This window comes from Paracoccus wurundjeri, assembly GCF_030678915.1.
GTDB lineage: Bacteria > Pseudomonadota > Alphaproteobacteria > Rhodobacterales > Rhodobacteraceae > Paracoccus > Paracoccus onubensis_A.
In genome coordinates, this window is record NZ_JAUUTZ010000064.1 from 1 (window position 1) to 846 (window position 846).

At 59.7% G+C, this 846-nt stretch carries 1 protein-coding gene; it reads left to right on the forward strand.

Annotated features, from left to right (window positions below; all coding sequences use genetic code 11):
• Window positions 1–76 precede the first annotated feature (76 nt).
• Window positions 77–834, forward strand: a protein-coding gene (locus Q0601_RS24615) for an IS5 family transposase (protein WP_305292849.1) whose coding sequence is annotated in 2 segments (ribosomal slippage) — window positions 77–413 and window positions 413–834 — 759 coding nt in all. Because the reading frame shifts where the segments join, the coding sequence is not laid out codon by codon here.
• The last annotated feature ends 12 nt before the right edge of the window (window positions 835–846 follow it).

Below are 846 nucleotides of genomic sequence, written 5' to 3' on the forward strand. Positions count from 1 at the left end.
CTAGGCTCAGGACCTATTAATTGGGTTGCACCGACCGTTGCTGCGTGATTCATACCCTCTGATCAGTGGGGGCACGATGAGTAATCTTTTCTGGCTGACTGACGAGCAGATGGAGCGGCTGCGGCCGTTCTTTCCAAAGAGCCATGGCAAGCCGCGGGTCGATGATCGGCGTGTTCTGAGCGGCATAATCTTCGTCAATCGCAATGGCTTGCGATGGCGCGATGCGCCAGCTGCTTATGGTCCGCCGAAGACACTCTACAATCGATGGAAGCGCTGGAGCGAGATGGGCGTGTTTGCCAGGATCTTCGAGGGGTTGGCCTCGGAAGCGACCGACAAGACGACGATCATGATCGACGCGACTTATCTGAAAGCCCATCGCACGGCATCGAGCCTGCGGTCGAAAAAGGGGGATGTGGGCGGCTGATCGGGCGAACCAAGGGCGGCATGAACACCAAGCTGCACGCCGTCACTGATACCAAGGGGCGGCCCATACGGTTCTTCATGACCGCCGGGCAGATCAGTGACTACACCGGCGCGGCGGCGCTCCTGAGCAGCCTGCCAAAGGCCGACTGGCTGCTCGCCGACCGAGGTTATGATGCGGATTGGTTCCGCGACGCCCTGAAAAGCAAGGGGATCAAGCCCTGTATCCCGGGCAGGAAGTCCCGCGGCAAGCCCGTCACATACGACAAACGCCGCTACAGACGACGCAACCGCATCGAGATCATGTTCGGCAGGCTCAAAGACTGGCGGCGCGTCGCAACTCGATACGACAGATGCCCGAAAGTCTTCCTCTCCGCCATCGCACTCGCCGCAACCGTCATGTTCTGGTTATGAGTCCTGACCCTA